The sequence below is a fragment of the Lachnospiraceae bacterium JLR.KK008 genome (assembly GCA_037015955.1).
Lineage (GTDB): Bacteria > Bacillota > Clostridia > Lachnospirales > Lachnospiraceae > VSOB01.
Map to the genome: position 1 here is coordinate 1,683,089 of CP143548.1, position 16,692 is coordinate 1,699,780.

17 protein-coding genes are annotated in these 16,692 nt (G+C 44.4%); 7 read left to right on the forward strand and 10 right to left on the reverse strand.

The window, feature by feature from the left end; translation table 11 throughout:
• Positions 1-9: 9 nt before the first annotated feature.
• Together yqeK and rsfS are read left to right on the forward strand one after the other, a co-directional pair.
• Entirely contained in the window at positions 10-600 is a 591-nt protein-coding gene (gene yqeK, locus V1224_08595; GenBank protein ID WWR14565.1) for a bis(5'-nucleosyl)-tetraphosphatase (symmetrical) YqeK, read from the forward strand.
• On the forward strand, positions 597-947 hold the full coding sequence (gene rsfS, locus V1224_08600; GenBank protein ID WWR14566.1) for a ribosome silencing factor: 351 nt from the start codon (positions 597-599) through the stop codon (positions 945-947). The genes yqeK and rsfS overlap by 4 nt, the downstream gene beginning before the upstream one ends.
• 99 nt (positions 948-1,046) lie before the next feature.
• On the opposite strand, the gene lexA is transcribed toward rsfS, so the two are convergent.
• Entirely contained in the window at positions 1,047-1,667 is a 621-nt protein-coding gene (lexA, locus tag V1224_08605) for a transcriptional repressor LexA (protein ID WWR14567.1), read from the reverse strand.
• Between the two features lie 193 nt (positions 1,668-1,860).
• On the opposite strand from lexA, the gene V1224_08610 reads away from it, so the two are divergent.
• Entirely contained in the window at positions 1,861-2,217 is a 357-nt protein-coding gene (locus V1224_08610) for a LysM peptidoglycan-binding domain-containing protein (GenBank protein ID WWR14568.1), read from the forward strand.
• A 15-nt stretch (positions 2,218-2,232) separates the two neighbouring features.
• Here V1224_08610 and V1224_08615 read toward each other — a convergent pair whose 3' ends face one another.
• Positions 2,233-3,297: a tyrosine-type recombinase/integrase gene (locus V1224_08615; protein ID WWR14569.1), complete on the reverse strand. Its 1,065-nt coding sequence runs from the start codon at positions 3,295-3,297 to the stop codon at positions 2,233-2,235.
• A 268-nt stretch (positions 3,298-3,565) separates the two neighbouring features.
• Between V1224_08615 and V1224_08620 the strand changes: the two genes are divergently transcribed.
• Genes V1224_08620 through cls form a run of 3 tightly spaced genes read left to right on the forward strand, consistent with a single transcriptional unit; the run spans position 3,566 to position 7,092 of the window.
• Positions 3,566-4,996, forward strand: coding sequence for an AI-2E family transporter (locus V1224_08620; GenBank protein WWR14570.1), 1,431 nt, complete (start codon positions 3,566-3,568; stop codon positions 4,994-4,996).
• Positions 4,997-5,038: 42 nt separating this feature from the next.
• A complete protein-coding gene (gene dtd / locus V1224_08625) occupies positions 5,039-5,497 on the forward strand; it encodes a D-aminoacyl-tRNA deacylase (protein ID WWR14571.1) in 459 nt (152 codons plus the stop codon).
• A 5-nt stretch (positions 5,498-5,502) separates the two neighbouring features.
• Positions 5,503-7,092, forward strand: a complete 1,590-nt coding sequence (gene cls / locus V1224_08630) for a cardiolipin synthase (protein WWR14572.1) — start codon at positions 5,503-5,505, stop codon at positions 7,090-7,092.
• Between the two features lie 41 nt (positions 7,093-7,133).
• Here cls and V1224_08635 read toward each other — a convergent pair whose 3' ends face one another.
• Positions 7,134-7,952, reverse strand: coding sequence for a MerR family DNA-binding transcriptional regulator (locus tag V1224_08635; GenBank protein WWR14573.1), 819 nt, complete (start codon positions 7,950-7,952; stop codon positions 7,134-7,136).
• Positions 7,953-8,063: 111 nt separating this feature from the next.
• Here V1224_08635 and V1224_08640 point away from each other — a divergent pair, with 111 nt between their 5' ends.
• Positions 8,064-9,395: an MATE family efflux transporter gene (locus V1224_08640; protein WWR14574.1), complete on the forward strand. Its 1,332-nt coding sequence runs from the start codon at positions 8,064-8,066 to the stop codon at positions 9,393-9,395.
• A 212-nt stretch (positions 9,396-9,607) separates the two neighbouring features.
• On the opposite strand, the gene V1224_08645 is transcribed toward V1224_08640, so the two are convergent.
• From V1224_08645 to V1224_08675, 7 genes are all read right to left on the reverse strand, one after another.
• Positions 9,608-10,162 (reverse strand): transglutaminase domain-containing protein, encoded by a 555-nt coding sequence (locus tag V1224_08645; GenBank protein WWR14575.1) that lies wholly within the window; start codon positions 10,160-10,162, stop codon positions 9,608-9,610.
• Positions 10,163-10,301: 139 nt separating this feature from the next.
• Entirely contained in the window at positions 10,302-11,480 is a 1,179-nt protein-coding gene (locus tag V1224_08650; GenBank protein WWR14576.1) for a phosphoribosylaminoimidazolecarboxamide formyltransferase, read from the reverse strand.
• A 40-nt stretch (positions 11,481-11,520) separates the two neighbouring features.
• Positions 11,521-12,234, reverse strand: coding sequence for an IMP cyclohydrolase (locus V1224_08655; protein WWR14577.1), 714 nt, complete (start codon positions 12,232-12,234; stop codon positions 11,521-11,523).
• A 17-nt stretch (positions 12,235-12,251) separates the two neighbouring features.
• Positions 12,252-13,808: a Na+/H+ antiporter NhaC family protein gene (locus V1224_08660; protein WWR14578.1), complete on the reverse strand. Its 1,557-nt coding sequence runs from the start codon at positions 13,806-13,808 to the stop codon at positions 12,252-12,254.
• A 90-nt stretch (positions 13,809-13,898) separates the two neighbouring features.
• Positions 13,899-15,080 carry an MFS transporter gene (locus V1224_08665; protein WWR14579.1) on the reverse strand — a complete coding sequence of 394 codons (1,182 nt, stop codon included), beginning with the start codon at positions 15,078-15,080 and terminating at the stop codon, positions 13,899-13,901.
• Positions 15,077-15,706, reverse strand: coding sequence for a cytidylate kinase-like family protein (locus tag V1224_08670; GenBank protein ID WWR14580.1), 630 nt, complete (start codon positions 15,704-15,706; stop codon positions 15,077-15,079). The genes V1224_08665 and V1224_08670 overlap by 4 nt, the downstream gene beginning before the upstream one ends.
• A gap of 71 nt (positions 15,707-15,777) precedes the next feature.
• Entirely contained in the window at positions 15,778-16,692 is a 915-nt protein-coding gene (locus tag V1224_08675) for an RluA family pseudouridine synthase (GenBank protein WWR14581.1), read from the reverse strand.

Here is a 16,692-nt window from a genome sequence, read left to right on the forward strand (position 1 = left end):
GGTGACACTATGAAATTAAAGCAGGCAGACATTTCAAAAATACGAAAGGCTATGGAAAAAACACTGGACCCCAAACGTTATGAACACACGCTTGGCGTTGCCTATACTGCAAGCTGTCTTGCCATGTGCCATAATGAAGACGTAAAAAATGCGGAGCTGGCAGGGCTATTACATGACTGCGCCAAATGCCTTGACAATGCCAAAAAAAAGAAGATATGTGAAAAACATAATATTCATGTGAACAAAATCGAGGCACTGAATCCATTCCTGCTTCACGCTAAAGTGGGAAGTTTTCTGGCGATGGAGCGCTATGGCGTGAGAGACAGAGATATTATCAATGCAATCTTAAACCATACGACCGGAAGGCCTGGCATGACTCAACTGGAAAAGATCATCTATATTGCGGATTATATCGAACCAAACCGGAAGCAGGCTCCCAATCTGACAGAAATTCGCAAACTTGCTTTTACCGATCTGGATCAGGCACTTTTGAGGATATTGGAAGACACCCTGTCTTATCTGGAAACTATCAAAAGCGATATTGATCCAATGACTAAAAAAACTTATGAATATTACAGGAAAGAGAGGAACAGAGCATGACTACGACAAGAGAACTCGTCAAAATTGCGATCCATGCACTGGAAGACAAAAAAGCGGAAGAAATTCATATCATTGACATTAGCGAAGTTTCTACCATCGCTGACTATTTTATCATTGCCAACGGCACAAATAAGAGCCAGATACAGACACTTGCGGACTACGTGGAAGAAGCGCTCGGAAGAGCAGGGCTGCCGTTGAAACAGGCAGAAGGATATGATGCTGCAAACTGGATACTCATGGACTATCGGGACATCATTGTTCATATCTTTGACAAAGAAAACCGATTGTTCTATGATTTGGACAGAATATGGAGAGATGGAAAGGTCATCGATAAAAACAGTCTGTGATGACCTGATGTTTTCCATCCACCTTCGTCCGATAACAACAGCCGAACGGCCTTCCCGTCACATTCAAAAACTTACAAAAAATAATGCGGTCTGCGTTCCTCATGAAAACAGACGGAATACGCCATATACCTTGCCTAAGATCTGGCAGTCATTTACGATGATCGGCTCCATCGTATCGTTCTCAGGCTGCAGGCGGATATGACCGTCTTCTTTATAAAAAGTCTTGACAGTGGCCGAATCGTCTATCAAGGCAACAATCATATCTCCGTTATGAGCGGTGCTGCATGTCTGAACAAAAATCTGATCACCGCTGAAAATTCCCGCATTTACCATAGAATCCCCTTTTACCTTTAATACAAAGGAGGGTTCTCCTTTGGGCACCATATCTGCCGGCACCGGAAAATATTGTGTGATATTTTCCTCTGCCAATATCGGAATCCCTGCAGCCACCGTGCCGATGACGGGAAGACTGACTGTTTCCGTGCGCACCATCTGAAAAGAATCGTCACAGATCTCGATCGCACGGGGCTTTGTCGGGTCTCTTCGGATATACCCGTTTTTTTCCAATGTTTCCAGATGAGAGTGTACCGATGATGTCGATTTCAGATGAACGGCCTCACAAATCTCACGCACAGCAGGCGGATACCCTTTCTGTAAAATCTCTTCTTTTATATATTCTAAAATTTCTTTTTGCTTCACACTGATTTTTCCATATCCCATAAAACGATACCTCCGATGATTTCTGTTTCCAGTCTACCACAATGTCCGAAAAAAATCAAACATATATTCCAAATATTTGTTCGATTTTTTGTTGACAACCGAAAGTATGTTCTGTATAATATCTGAAAACAGAACTAATGTTTGCACTATGGTGCGATACATGACATTACTTTTTCGTTGGAGGGAAGGAAAAATGAGTGAACGGAGAATTAAAAGAAACCGGCTGCGCAGACAAAAAGAACGGAGAAAGAACATACTGCTTTTTATTATGACTGTCTGTCTTGTCATTTCCCTGTCTTTTTCGGCACGCAGTATGTTATCCAATGCCCAAAGCCAGAGCAGGCCTGTAGAGTACAAATATTATGCCAGCATTTCCGTACAGGAAGGAGACACTTTGTGGGCGATTGCCGAAAGATATATGGGAACGCATTATGAATGTATTGAAGATTATGTGAAGGAGATCTGTCAGATCAATGCGCTGGAAAACGAACAGATCAGAGCCGGAACCTATCTTATCGTGCCCTACTATGTGACCGAGTCCACACAGTAGAGCAGTATGAGGCCTTTACAGTTCTTCCCGCAGCCGAATGGTTTTCGCTGCCTTCCTCTTGTTTTCATCCTGCATGGCGGCATAATGTTTTCGTGTCGTATTGACATCCTTATGTCCAAGCACGTCAGCAACGAGATAAATATCCCCTGTCTCCTGATAAAGCGTTGTTCCGTAAGTGCTTCTCAGTTTATGGGGCGTGATCTTTTTCATACCTGTCACAAGAGAAGCGTATTTCTTCACGAGATTTTCGACGGCCCGTACTGTAATTCTTCTGTTCTGAATCGATAAAAAGAGAGCATTTTCATGTCCGGTATTTGCAATCATATGTTTTCTCTCTTTTATATAAGACTGCAGCGCCTGTTCCACCTCCTCCCCAAAGTAGACCATATCCTCGTAACCGCCTTTGCGACGCACTTTTATTCTCATATTATCAAAATCGACGTCCTCAAGATTTAGTCCCACACATTCGGAGACACGGATTCCAGTGCCCAATAAGAGGGTGAGCAGCGCAAGATCCCGTACTTTCGTTTTCTCATGAAAGCGAAGTTGGTTTTTAGTCAGTTTTGTTCCGTCTTCTACCTGATCCAACAAAATTGCCACTTCGTTTGGCTCAAGGCGGATAATCTCTTTCTCATGTAGTTTTGGCATTGGCACAAGCGATGGGGGATTGGAACGGATCAATTCACTACAGAAATAATAGTTATAAAAACTTCTCAGAGAAGCCAGCTTTCTTGCCTTGCCCCGCTCATTATTTGTGATTTCCTGACCATCCCTGATATAAAAAGAGAGGTAATCCATATATTCCTCAATATCCTCTTTGCCGATCTCATCTAATATGGACATGGGAAATTCAACAATATCCTTTTTTTTATACACTCCGTTCGTCTCATGCAGAAACTCAAAAAAAAGCCGGATGTCGTACGCATAGGCCAGTCTCGTCCTGGCTGACGTCTGGTTTTCAATTCCCCGGAAAAACCGTTTGCAAAAAGGTGGGAGCGTAGCCAATACCTCCCTCATCAGCAATATATTTTTTTTATTTTCCTGTTCATGATAATTTTGATTGTTTTGATTGGTTTCCATATAATAATCATTCCATTCTTTGTCTCGTTATTTGGTCATTTCTTTTTTTCGTTCCTATTTTATCATATCCTGAACGCTGCGAGACAAAAACTTTATAAAACTTTCACAGTTACTCTCAGCGGGAGAAAAGAAAAAGAATATTGTATTTTACGAGCCGGAAACATGTGGTATAATATCGACAGATATGACGCTGCCGGATTGCATCAGTCTGCATGTCCGGAAGAACAGTCTATTTACAAATTCAATCTATCAGAAAAGAGTGTGTGCCATGAAACTTCATTTATATAAAAAATATATCTGTTGGGGAATTACCGCCTTCCTCGTGATCTGTGCAAGTATCTGCTTTTATTATCTGTTATTTCACAGCAGCAATCTCTGGAGCGGCATCCAGACGATTTTAAATATTACCATGCCAATTTTAGACGGCTTTGTGCTTGCTTATCTGTTATCGCCTGTCCTCAATCATATTGAAAGCAAGCTGCTTTATCCGGCGTTCTGCGCGGCTACACATACGAAGAAAACAGAGCTGAAAAATAAAACGGCAAAGAAAATTCGCAAACTCAGTATATTGATCACTCTGTTTTTGGTCGCATTTTGTGTGTATTGTTTTTTCTCTATTCTGATACCGCAATTAGCCGACAGTATCCAAAGCATAATATTACAGTTCCCCTATTATATCCAAAATCTGAACGAATGGATACTGGGTATTTTCGAGGATAATCCTGACCTGGAACAGACTGCCAATATTTTCCTGGAGCGTTATTCCTCACGAGTGGAAGAATGGGTGACTTATAACCTTGTTCCTCAGGCAAACGCCTTACTGCGTACCGTCTCTTCCGGTCTGATTGGCAGTGTAATCGGAGTCGCAAGAGCGTTGTGGAATTTCCTGATTGGAGTGATTATTTCTGTCTATCTGTTAGACGGAAAAGAAAATTTTGCAGGACAGGGTAAGAAGATCATGTATTCTCTCCTGCATAAAGATACCGCCAATGTATTTATCTCTAATGTCCGTTTTATCCATAAGACGTTTATCGGTTTTATCAGTGGTAAGATTGTGGATTCGATCATCATCGGTATTATCTGTTATTTCGGGACAAACCTTATGGGAACGCCATATCCGATGCTGATCAGTGTAATCATTGGCGTAACCAATATTATTCCGTTTTTTGGACCGTATATGGGCGCTATCCCGAGTGCAATTTTGATATTAATGGTAAGTCCGCCCCAATGTCTGTATTTTATTATTTTTATTTTCATCTTACAGCAATTTGACGGTAATATTTTAGGACCTAAGATTCTTGGAGATTCTACCGGACTGAACAGTTTCTGGGTTATATTTTCCATCACTTTCTTTGGAGGACTCTTTGGTGTCATTGGAATGGTTATTGGTGTTCCTGTCTTTGCAGTGTTTTATGCCGGTGTAAAAGCGATCACCAACCGCAGGCTGGAAGAAAAAGGACTGCCTGTATCGACCAACGATTATTTAAAAGTACTCAGTATTGAGGAAAACGGTTCCTTTACACAGTATGAAAGACGGCCCACAGAGCAGAAGAGCAGTGGTAAAAAAGCAATGACTGAAAATCGGCCCGGTTTCGGGGATTCCTGGCTACTCTTAAAGCGCAGGAATAATCGTAACCCTGAAAAGAAAGAACAGGACACAGGCTGTGCAACCCAGGCCGAAACAGAAAATACTAAATAATAGTAACACCAGATAACAAGAAGAAATACAGGGTATAACATTATGAAATTTGTCATTCAGCGCGTGTCACAGGCAACTGTGACAGTAGATGGAAAAACAGTCGGAACAATCAATCATGGATATGTTGTACTGGCTGGTATCAGTAACACAGATACCAAACAAACGGCAGAAAAAATGACGCAAAAAATGCTTCGTCTCCGTATATTTGAAGACTCTGACGGAAAAACAAATCTGTCTTTAAAAGACGTAAACGGTGAGATTCTCATCATTTCACAGTTTACTCTCTATGCGGACTGCCGAAAAGGCAACCGGCCCAGTTTTATTAACGCCGGGCAGCCAGAACTTGCCAATGCGCTGTATGAGTATATCATTTCATTATGTGAAAAAGAGTGCCCTGTTGTCCGTCACGGAATATTTGGCGCTGATATGAAGGTAAGTCTTGTCAATGACGGTCCATTTACGATTGTACTTGATTCAGAAGAACTGTTAAAAGACAAATAGGACTAATGAAAATAGTGAAGGTAGATTATTATAAAGATAAGGGGCTCTCGCTCCTGAAAAAAGGACAAAAAGGAATCATCCATGCCATTTTCAGCCGTTTTGGTCTGATCCTGTTACTGCTGATCCTGCAGATATTGATTCTGTTTGGCATTTTTCGATGGTTCGGACAATTTTTGCCACATATTTTGGGCGGAACAGTTCTGTTTACCTTTGTTATGGTAATTTACCTCCTGAACAGTAAGCTCAATCCAACGGCAAAAATCACATGGCTGATCGTAATAATGCTTCTGCCAGTGTTTGGTGTTCTTCTGTTTTTGTATACACAGAGCGAAATCGGGCACAGAGCATTGAAAGTATACATCAATCGAATGATAACGGATACGAAAGAGTGTATTCCGCAATCCGATGATGTAATAGAACATCTGACTGCAGAAAATCCGGGAGTCGCAGCACTGGCACATTATATCCATCGAAGTGGCTGTCATCCGGTATTTGAAAATACTTCGGCAACCTATTTTTCTTTGGGAGAGTACAAATTTGATGAAATGCTGAGACAGTTGGAAATGGCAGAACATTTCATTTTTATGGAATATTTTATCGTCGATGAAGGACTCATGTGGGGCAGGATATTGGAAATTCTTGTCAGAAAGGCCGCGGAGGGTGTGGATGTCCGTCTGATGTATGACGGGACTTGTGAATTTGCCTTATTGCCGCGTGATTATCCCAGACGTCTGAAGGCTTTAGGGATTCAGTGCAAGGTTTTCGCCCCGGTAGCTCCATTTATTTCTACCTGTTATAATTATCGGGATCACAGAAAAATTTTAGTGATTGACGGTCATACGGCATTCAACGGCGGGGTCAATCTCGCCGACGAATATATTAACCAAAAAGCAAAATTCGGACATTGGAAAGACACAGCCGTCATGCTGAAAGGAGATGCTGTCAGAAGTTTCACGCTGATGTTTCTGCAAATGTGGGGGATCGGGGAACGTGAAAAAGAGTATACCCGTTTTTTAGCATATCAGACGCCTCCCATAAAAGCCTCCGGAGGATATGTCATCCCTTATGGAGATTGTCCTTTGGATGATGATAAACTCGGAGAGCGGGTCTACATGGATATGCTGAACAGATCTCTGTCTTACGTACATATCATGACCCCTTATCTGATCTTAGACGGTGAAATGGAAACCGCTCTCAAATTTGCTGCTGAAAGAGGTGTGGAAGTTGTGTTGCTGTTGCCAGGCATTCCTGATAAGGCGGTGCCATATGCTTTGGCTAAAACACATTACTTGTCATTACTGGAGTCTGGCGTAAAAATATATGAATATACACCAGGATTTGTTCATGCCAAAGTATTTGTCAGTGATTCAAGGGAAGCGGTCGTTGGGACGATCAATCTGGACTACCGCAGCCTTTATCACCATTTTGAATGCGCCACTTATCTATACCAAGTGGACTGTATTTCAGAGATTGAAGCGGATTTTCAGGATACGCTTACAAAATGCAGACAGGTTACGACGAAAACTGTCCGCAACGAAAAATGGCATGTTAAATTGACCGGCCGTCTGATGAAAGCAATCGCTCCGCTGATGTAATACTACATCAGGAGAAAACAGGCGGATCTGGCTCCTGAGAGTTATTCCAGTATAGGGATTTCGATCTGAATAATATAATCCTCAATCCGGTCGATGACAATTTCATTGATGCCTTTTTCATAGGAATAACCGGACAGCGTCAATCCCTGTCTGCGTACATAATCTAAAATCTCCTGATAGCGCAAGGGGATTTCGTCCCAACTTCCTTTATGGAACGCCCGCAAATATTTTCCGCCGGGCTGTATGTGTAACCCCTTTTTCTGTCCAAGAAAGGGAATCTCCATAAACAGTCTGGTATAATTATCAAAATCACCGTTCCACAGACTGGCAACCGGAATCATTGAGCCATAATTGGCGTCATGCAGACGGCCAAGCTGGTATCTGACTGTTTCCGCAGTGATCAGTTCCACTTTTCTTTCAAAAGAAATATCTCTGTCAATTCCTACTGTCACAAGACAGCATTCTTCTTTTTCTATAATACTGATCTCAGACAAATCTATCGATAACAGAGTGTCCATATCATGACAGTGATTATATAAAGTCTTTCTGACTGCTTGCAGGTGAATGATTTGTGAACTCAGACTCTCAATTTTTTGTTCCAAAAGATACTTCAGATTTTCGGCTGAGCGATCTTTCATAAAATTTTTTATTTCAGTGACAGGCACATCCAGCTCCCGGAGCAGTAAGATCGTCTCCAGAACAGGGCTCTGATAATAACTATATCGTCGATACCCATTGGCCGGATCGATAAAAGCAGGCATAAATAAGCCAATTTCATCATACCACATCAATGTTTTTTTATTGATTCCATGTAACGATGCGAATTGACCGATCGTCAATAGTTTGTTGTTCCCATCCATAGTAAGCTCCTGAAATATTTTTTACAAATCTCTCTTTTTCTGTTGACTGTACTGTTACTGTACGGTTTATGATACTACATGCAGCATACAAAGACAAGAGGAGATGAGTTTATGGAATGTAGAGATGTTTATTTAAAACCCATAACAGTAAAAAATATTTTAAAATTTGCGATACCAACCATTGCTATGACGGTATTTATGTCTTTTTATACGATGGTTGACGGGTTGTTTGTGTCTAACCTGATCGGTACCGATGCGCTATCCGCAATTAATTTGACAGCCCCTGTCATTCAGCTCGTAACTGCCATATCTACTATGCTTGCCACTGGGGGAAGTGCAGTCATCATGAAGAAAATGGGAAAGCAGAAAAGCGAAGAGGCAAATGAAGATTTCACTTTTTTGATTATTGTGAATGTATTGATCGGAATTATCATGTGCATGCTCGGTTACCTGACAATGGACCATATATTCAACAGCATGAACCTTTCCGAAAATGTAAGAGAACACTGTATCAATTATTTAAGTCGTTATCTGCTTTTTACGGTGCCTGTTCTATTGATGAATAACTTTACTCTCTATATGATAGCCAGCGGAAAAGCAACGCTTTCGTTTATCTGCTCATTGACAGGTGGAATTTTGAACATCATCCTTGATTATATGTTGATTGCATGGTTTAACATGGGAATCAGCGGGGCAGCAATCGCAACTGGTATCGGATACTCTGTGACGGCAGTAGTCGGTCTGATTGTTTTCAATCAGAGAAGCAATCTGCTGCATTTTAATCGGCCTGCCTTTCGGTTCAAAGTTCTTCTAAATGCTTCCGCAAACGGCTGCTCTGAGATGGCAACCGCGCTTGTCACCGAAATCATTACCATGATGTTCAACTGGACAATGCTCCATTATATTGGAGAAGATGGGATAGCGGCAGTCACGATCATCATGTATGTACTAATGTTTGCAAGTTCTTTGTATACAGGTTATTCTTATGGAGTAGCACCGATGATTAGTTATTATTATGGAGAATGTAGCAGGGAAAAGCTGAAAAAACTGACAAAGATCAGTCTGATAGTGATTTTATTAATCTCTGTAATCACAATGACAGTATCCTTTATACTGACAAAGCCATTGGTATCGGTTTTTGCCCGTCCGGACAACCCGGTATATGATCTGGCAGTTACGGGGAACAGAATATGCACTTTAGCATTGCTTTTTATAGGTTTTAACATTTTCGCCAGTGGAATGTTTACCGCACTGTCCAATGGTATGGTCTCAGCTGTACTCGCTTTTTCAAGATCCTTTGTGCTTATGCTGCTCATGATGATCGTACTTCCTCTGGTCCTGGGTGTAAATGGTATATGGCTGGCGACGCCATCCGCAGAACTTATGGCACTTTGCCTGTCGGCATTCCTGTTTCTGAAATACCGGAAAAGATATGGGTACTGAACATCACAGAATCACGGCAATATATACAAGCTGTATCCGGTAAACGAAAAGTACGCATGTAACGTATAAACGTTTGATTTTGAGTCAACTATTCGTTAAAGTGTTCTTTTGCGAATAGTTACAAGTCTCCGCAGATCACTTCTTTCCTCATATAAAATACCCGAAGATCCTCCAGTGGATCTTCGGGTATTACACGTATCAACAATGATAGGTTACATATAATCAAATAAAATATGTATCTTTGTATATTTTCCCGAAACCTGTACCTGTATCGGGCCGAAACGCACATTACTCAGCGTACCGTTTCCACGCAGTGTGGTCAGATAATCGATGTGCGGATCAAATACATAAACTGTGCCATCAGGACCGTCCATCTGGCACCAGGCATGCGGCGTGTAGCCGCCTCCGCTTTTCGATGTGGCGCCGCCCACAACATACATCGGCAAACCGAGCTTCCACGCCATTACGGCAAACGTTCCGCTGAAATTATCGCATAAGCCATCCTTCGTAAGCAGCGTCACATAGGCGGTGTTATAGATTTGCATCGCATCCGGACCAACCTCTATCTCATACTCAAATGATGCATCCGGCACCTCTTCATATCTTCCGTCTTTGACATTGAAAATCAGATAATCATAGCAGGCCTTCAGCTTGTCATGGGTATCCATATCCGGCGTTATGATCTGCGCAAAAATTTCGTCCAGCATAGCATCCAGTTCCGGCCTGCCTGTTGCTGCATCCGGGTAAAGCGGAAGGGAATCCAGCATCTGGCGCAGTCCCTGATAACGAATGTCTTTCTGTGTACTCGGCAGACTGTATACATCCTGTTTGCTATTTTTTTCACAATACTTTCCCCTGTTCCTATTTGTAAGTCCATGGTTTTAACGATAATCGGTTTTAGAGGTATCAGTGATGAAACAGCCGGATACCTGTGAACGCCATCGCCATATTGTATTGATTACAGCATTCGATCACAGCATCGTCACGGACGGAACCTCCGGGCTGTGCGATATATTTGACACCGCTTTTTTTCGCCCGCTCGATATTGTCGCTGAACGGGAAAAAGGCATCCGAGCCAAGGACCACATCATCCATCTGATCGAGCCATGCACGTTTTTCCGTCTCTGTAAACAATTCCGGCTTTTGTTTAAATACGCGCTGCCATGCTCCCTCCGCGAGCACATCCATATACTCGCTGCCAATATAATTGTCAATGGCGTTATCCCGGTCGGCCCGTTTGATACCGTCCACAAAAGGCAGTTCAAGCACTTTGGGACACTGGCGAAGCAGCCAGTTATCCGCTTTTTGTCCGGCCAGACGCGTACAGTGCACACGGGACTGCTGTCCGGCCCCGATGCCGATTGCCTGTCCGCCTTTTGCATAGCACACAGAATTAGACTGCGTGTATTTTAACGTGATCAGAGCGATAACCAGGTCGATCTGCGCCTGTTCCGGAATTGTTTTATTGTCCGTCACAATATTGGAAAGACAATTCCTGTCTATCTTCAGTTCATTCCGTCCCTGTTCAAAGGTAATGCCAAATACCTCTTTGCGTTCCACGGGCACCGGCAAGTATGCCGGATCGATCGCAATCACGTTATAATTTCCATTTTTCTTGCCTCTTAATATTTCCAGCGCCTCCGGTTCATATCCGGGTGCGATGACGCCGTCGGAGACTTCCCGCTTGATAATCTTCGCCGTAGACACATCACAGGGATCAGACAGACTGATAAAATCGCCAAATGAAGACATTCTGTCTGCGCCGCGCGCTCTGGCATAGGCACTGGCCAGCGGAGATAACTCTCCCAGATCGTCTACCCAGTAAATTTTCGCCAGGGTATCCGTAAGCGGCAGTCCCACAGCCGCTCCCGCCGGAGATACATGCTTAAAAGAAGCGGCCGCGGGCAGGCCCGTCGCCTCCTTCAGTTCTTTCACAAGCTGCCAGCCGTTAAAGGCGTCCAGAAAGTTAATATATCCCGGTTTTCCGGATAAAACCTGGATCGGCAGATCAGAGCCGTTCTGCATAAAGATGCGGGAAGGCTTCTGATTGGGATTGCAGCCATATTTTAATTCCAGTTCATTCATAATATCGGTTCCCCTTCCTCTCGTACATGCTTTGCCACAATTATCGGTTCTTGTTGACGATTCTTGTCTCATAACTTCCTGTTTCAATATTGATAAAACGGACAAAGAGAGACACCTTATTGTCCGGATGCAGACTGTTCCAGAGCATATCGGTAAAGCTGTCAATATCCTCTCCAATCTCTACCAGTTTAGGCTCTCCCTCAAAACTGGGAAGCGGTTCTCCGTCGCAGAGATAAGTATGAATAAAACGGCCCTGTCCAGCTCTCGGATTCTCATAGGAAAACAGATAGCGGCTGCAGGAATCAGGATTCCCGTCAGCACTCTTTAAAATTGACAACGCATATGCACAGTTTCCCTCTTTTACCTGCAAGATGCCGGATATACGAGGCGTATAATTCGGCCCATCCGGCTCAAACGTACGGCTTCGAAGCGACTGTTCAAATGTAAGCTGCCTTTCCAGCCCCTCATAGACCGTATCGGTCTGGTCGCCGTTTGTGACGATCGTCATATCACCCAGCACTCTCACCGGCGCATAGATGATCAGGCTTGGATCGGTCAGTTTGGAGGGGTCGAAGGCCTGTGTACGGATTCCCTCTTCTTCCTCCACAAAGATACGATTTCTGCTGTTTTCACTTCTGCCCATAATAAAGTATGCAACGACCGCGCAGGCTCCATCCTGTGATCGCCCAAGCACGATCCCTCTTCCGGGATATGCATTACCTGATAACTCCGTGTTCATTGTTGTCATTTTCATCCCATGTACTCTCCTGTTTACCTGTTAATCTTAGAATAATCGATTTTCGTGCTGAATTTTCTGGAAATTATAAATAATACAAATGCCAAAAGTACAAGCGTCGCGGCAACGGCAACGATTCCGTTATTAACGATTCCCATAAACACATAACCTGCCACACAACAGCCCGCAGCGACACCCGCATATACGACCTGCGTGGATACATGATCAATATGGTTACAGGAAGCCCCTGTGGAGGAAAGAATCGTCGTATCTGAGATCGGTGAAATATGATCTCCAAATACAGCCCCTGCCAGAATTGAGCCAAGTACTGGCATAATCAGATGCGCCGTGGGAGCCGGAGAACAGATCGCCGCGCCGATCGGAATGAGCAGCGCCATCGTTCCCCAGGAAGTACCTGTGGCAAAGCCAAGGAAAGAAGCCACTAAAAAAGTAACTGCCGGCAGAATAAACACCGGAAATGTGCTGTTGTTTACAAGATTACCGACAAATCCTCCCGTGTTCAGATAGTCGACACTGCAGATCCCGCCGATTGCCCACGCCAGAATCAAAATGGTAAACGCCGGAACCATCGACTTGATCCCCTCTGTTATCCCTTCCATAAATACCCGGAAAGAAATGACTTTGCGCGGCACGAAAAGAAAGAACGCAGCAACAAGCGCAACGAAACTGCCAAGTACGAGTGACAGAGACGAATCGCAGTTGCCAAAAGATTCCGTGAAACTGCATCCGCCGCCAAATGCTCCGCCCGTATAAGCCATAGCTACAATCGTCGCACCAATCAATATCAGAATCGGAATGATCAGGTCGTACACCTTTCCCTTGCCGGATACTGCGGAATTCTGCACCTCATCGGACTTGATCTCTCCTTTACCGGAAAACAGATCCCCCTTCTCAATGGCATTTTTTTCAAATCTTCCCATCGGTCCAAAATTCAGGTTCGTCACACAGATAATAATGATCATTACGATCGTCGTGATCGCATACAAATTGTAAGGAATCAATTTGACAAACGTAGACATGCCATTGCCCACGCCGGCTTCCTCAATATAAGTAGCCACCGAGGCGCCCCAACTGGAAACAGGCGCAATGATACAGACCGGTGCAGCCGTGGCATCCAGCAGATAAGCAAGTTTTGCTCTGGATATGCGATGTTTGTCCGTTACAGGACGCATGACCGTACCGACGGAAAGACAGTTAAAATAGTCATCAATAAAGATCAGACAGCCAAGGGCACAGGTGGAAAGCGAAGCGCCCTTTCTCGTCTTAATCTTCTGTACCGCCCAGTTTCCGTAAGCTGCGGAGCCGCCCGCTCTTGTGATAACTACGACAAGCGCGCCCAATAACCCCAGAAAAATCAGGATATTGACATTGCCGCTCATACGCTCTCCCATAACGGTGAACGTGTTCATCACCATACCTATGGGATTTCCATAGCTATAGATCAGTGCTCCCGCCAGGATACCGATAATCAGAGATGAAATCACCTCTTTGGTAATCAGCGCCAAAATAATGGCGATCAGCGGCGGTACGATCGACAGCCACCCATAGTTCATCTGAGATAGTGCTTCCATTTTAGTATCTCCCTCATTTTTCCGGAAAGCAGCTCTCTGCCACTTCCCTTAGTATTTTCATTGCTGATTGATGCCACGTCAGCATCATAGTTATACCATGTCTTTACATTTTTCTATTGACAGAAAGACAAGCACCGCACCAAAGACAGCGATCAATACAGAGATCAGAAGCATGGACGAAAGACCTGGTCCGTCAATGATAAAACCACCCAGAAGGCTGCCAAATACACTGCCGATCGTGTTAGTCGCCGTCATAAAGGCCTGCCCTTTTGCCCGGTCCGACGGACGGATCAGGCTGTTCGTATAATAGACCGATGCCGGTACAAAAAGTGCAAACCCAAACATCTGTGCTGTCTGCGCCACATAGACACCACCGATCCCTGCCGCCACAAAGGTGAGAAACGCTTTTATAATAAAGAATACACTGGAAATTCTCAAAAGATTTCCACTGGACACTTTTTTGATCATCAGTGAAAATAAAAGCATGGTCGGAAGTTCCAGTGACGCAGAAATTCCGGCGGCAATTCCCATCTCCTGACTTCCTCCATGATGATATGTCATCACCTGAAACATAAAATTGTTCAGCATATTATGACATACAAACAGAAGGGAAATCCCGACAAGCAGTACGGCAAACCGTTTATATGTAACCAAAAATGACGCTTCCTTTGTCTCTTTGTTCACCGTCGTATCAGTCTCCCCGGTCTCCGGGCCATAGCGAAACCGAAAAACACAGGCTGCGGCAAAGACAAGCAGATAACAGAAAATGATCAGTACAGGAATGATTGTCGTGGAAAAACGTTCAATCAAAGTCCCGGCTGCAAACGATGCAAGCGCAAATGATACGGAACCAATTCCCCGCGCAAGCCCGAAGTTCACGGAGATTCCATGATTGATACATTCCATGCCAACCGCATTGACAAGCGGCGTCAGCATCTGCAGGACAGCGATCAACAATCCGTAAAATAAAGCATGCCATAAAAAATACAGATTGGGAATCATCAAAATCCCGGAACAGGCTATCATAAACAGAGCCAGCATGAGAATCAGCTTTCTGATTGTACCTGCCCTGCCTCTGTCCGCAAATCCGGCGATCACCGGCTGAAGCAGAGCCGAAATCACTCCGCATACTGCAATGATCACCCCGATCTGCGAAGAACTGTAGCCTATGGACAGCAGATACATGGACGCATAGTTAAAAACAATACAAAAACTCATCCAGAAACTGCTGCACAGACTGGAAAATTTGATGGTAGGAATATGGCGGTTCATTCTTTTGTTCTGTCCTCGAAATCCTGAATATATTGCGTGATCAGCCGCACGGTGCCATCCACGCCGAGCAGACTGCTGTTGATGCACAGATCATAACTGTCCGCACGCCCCCATTTTTTGGAAGAATAGTAATTATAATAGCTTTGACGCTGTTTATCCTTCTTGACAATCATATCTCTGGCCTTGGCTGCAGTCAGATCATATTTCCTGCTGATCCGTCTGACCCGTGCTTCCTCATCGGCATAAATAAACAGATGAATGCAGTTGCTGAAATCACTCAGCGCATAATCCGCACATCTGCCCACTATCACGCACGGCCCCTCTTCGGCAATCTTCTTGATCGTGTCAAACTGTGCGAGAAATACCTTTTGGCTGATCGGCATATCCACAAAGGAAGATGCGTTGTACCCAAATGAGTACGTATCCATCACAAGATTGTATAAAAAAGAATTGGTGGGACGTTCATCGTGATTTGCCAGCATCTCCTCACAAAGCCCGCTTTCTTTGGCAGCCCTTGTCAGCAATTCTTTATCATAGCATTTAATGCCAAAATGCGCGGCAACTTTCTCGCCGATCTCCCGTCCTGCGGACCCGAACTGGCGTCCGATCGTTATTACTGTATTCATACAGATCACCCCTTTCTCCTCCAGTATACAGCAAAAGCAGGCATTTGTCACGTTCTGTGACAATTCTCCGACTACTTCAGGACATGGAGCAACTGTGTAAAGTATTCCGGCAGCGGCGCCTGTGTCTCAATATACTCTCCGCTTCTTGGGTGAGCAAAGCCCAACACCTGCGCGTGAAGTGTCTGACCCTGCAAGGCAAATCCACTTTTCCGGCCTGGCCCATACACTTCGTCTCCCAGAAGCGGATGGCCGATGCTTGCCATGTGAACGCGGATCTGATGCGTGCGGCCTGTCTCCAGCATACATTCAATATACGTATATTTCTGAAAGCGCTCCCGTATCCGGTAATGCGTCACAGCCTCCCTGCCGTTTTTTGCATTGACAGCCATCTTTTTTCGATCCGCCGGGTGTCTGCCGATCGGCGCGTTGACAGTTCCCTCCGCTTCCTGCAGACGGCCGTGAACGATGGCGGCATATTTTCTCGTAATCGTATGCGCTTTTAACTGCCCGGCAAGACTGGCATGGGAAAAGTCATTTTTACATACGAGCAGAGAACCCGTCGTGTCTCTGTCAATCCGGTGAACGATGCCTGGACGCAGTACCCCGTTGATACCGGACAATGAGTCTTTACAATAATACAGCAGCCCGTTGACGAGCGTGCCGCTGTAATGACCTGGGGCAGGATGCACGACAATCCCCTTCGGTTTGTTTATGACAAGTACATCACTGTCTTCATAGAGAATGTCAAGCGGCATCGCCTCCGGAACAATATCCGGCTCCATTGCCTGCGGAACGGTGATCTGCAGCAGATCGTCTGCCTTTACCTTATAATTTGCCTTTACCGGGACACCGCTCACAAGCACCTGTTCCTCTTTGACCAATTTCTGGATATAAGTGCGGGAAATCGTATCCATCAACATTGACAGACACTTATCAATACGCACTTCCTCCATATCTTCCGTCACGCGGAATGTAAACACTTCCAT

Excerpts from the sequence above, each read along its gene's own strand:
- V1224_08665 (WWR14579.1), bottom strand. The coding sequence starts at position 15,080 with ATGAACCGCCATATTCCTACCATCAAATTTTCCAGTCTGTGCAGCAGT.
- V1224_08640 (WWR14574.1), top strand. The coding sequence starts at position 8,064 with ATGGAATGTAGAGATGTTTATTTAAAACCCATAACAGTAAAAAATATT.
- V1224_08615 (WWR14569.1), bottom strand. The coding sequence starts at position 3,297 with ATGGAAACCAATCAAAACAATCAAAATTATCATGAACAGGAAAATAAA.
- V1224_08675 (WWR14581.1), bottom strand. The coding sequence starts at position 16,692 with ATGGAAGTGTTTACATTCCGCGTGACGGAAGATATGGAGGAAGTGCGT.
- V1224_08620 (WWR14570.1), top strand. The coding sequence starts at position 3,566 with ATGAAACTTCATTTATATAAAAAATATATCTGTTGGGGAATTACCGCC.
- yqeK (WWR14565.1), top strand. The coding sequence starts at position 10 with ATGAAATTAAAGCAGGCAGACATTTCAAAAATACGAAAGGCTATGGAA.
- V1224_08650 (WWR14576.1), bottom strand. The coding sequence starts at position 11,480 with ATGAATGAACTGGAATTAAAATATGGCTGCAATCCCAATCAGAAGCCT.
- dtd (WWR14571.1), top strand. The coding sequence starts at position 5,039 with ATGAAATTTGTCATTCAGCGCGTGTCACAGGCAACTGTGACAGTAGAT.
- V1224_08660 (WWR14578.1), bottom strand. The coding sequence starts at position 13,808 with ATGGAAGCACTATCTCAGATGAACTATGGGTGGCTGTCGATCGTACCG.
- V1224_08655 (WWR14577.1), bottom strand. The coding sequence starts at position 12,234 with ATGAAAATGACAACAATGAACACGGAGTTATCAGGTAATGCATATCCC.
- V1224_08670 (WWR14580.1), bottom strand. The coding sequence starts at position 15,706 with ATGAATACAGTAATAACGATCGGACGCCAGTTCGGGTCCGCAGGACGG.
- cls (WWR14572.1), top strand. The coding sequence starts at position 5,503 with ATGAAAATAGTGAAGGTAGATTATTATAAAGATAAGGGGCTCTCGCTC.
- V1224_08610 (WWR14568.1), top strand. The coding sequence starts at position 1,861 with ATGAGTGAACGGAGAATTAAAAGAAACCGGCTGCGCAGACAAAAAGAA.
- V1224_08645 (WWR14575.1), bottom strand. The coding sequence starts at position 10,162 with ATGCTGGATTCCCTTCCGCTTTACCCGGATGCAGCAACAGGCAGGCCG.
- lexA (WWR14567.1), bottom strand. The coding sequence starts at position 1,667 with ATGGGATATGGAAAAATCAGTGTGAAGCAAAAAGAAATTTTAGAATAT.
- V1224_08635 (WWR14573.1), bottom strand. The coding sequence starts at position 7,952 with ATGGATGGGAACAACAAACTATTGACGATCGGTCAATTCGCATCGTTA.
- rsfS (WWR14566.1), top strand. The coding sequence starts at position 597 with ATGACTACGACAAGAGAACTCGTCAAAATTGCGATCCATGCACTGGAA.